The 418-nt window shown below is 68.4% G+C and carries 1 pseudogene; it reads left to right on the top strand.

What is annotated here, in order from left to right:
- Nucleotides 1–418 (top strand): annotated as a pseudogene (locus MOV61_RS30245) (hypothetical protein); the annotation flags it as partial.

Raw genomic sequence — 418 nt, 5'->3', positions numbered from 1 at the left:
ACCCAGCCGACCGCGCCGCAGACGGCAACGACGCCTCAGCAGGTCGAACGCGCCAAGGAGCTTGCCAAGGATCCGGCCGCGGCCAAGAGCGGTGAACAGGTCGTATTGCCCGTTCAGAACGGTGCCGCCGTGCTCGACAGCGCCAAGGAGGCGCCTTCCGCACGTCCGCCACGGGACGGAGAACGTCCGCGCCGTCAAGCTCCACAACAGGCCGACCAGCAGCAGCTTGCACCGCCGAAAACCGATGCAGAGGCTCAAGGCAGCACGCGTGCCACCCGCGAGCAGCTGCAGGAATTTCGTCAGCTGTCGGAAGAGCGCGGTCAGCGCCTCGACCAACGTCCGCAGTTCGAACGGCCCCGCGGTTGGGATTTCCGCGACGCAGCCGGCCTCGGCGGCAGCCGTGACCGCAACGGCGATC

This window comes from Neorhizobium sp. BETTINA12A (genome assembly GCF_023006485.1).
GTDB lineage: Bacteria > Pseudomonadota > Alphaproteobacteria > Rhizobiales > Rhizobiaceae > Neorhizobium.
Note: the sequence above shows the minus strand (reverse complement) of the source record. Positions and strands in the feature narration are given on the sequence as shown.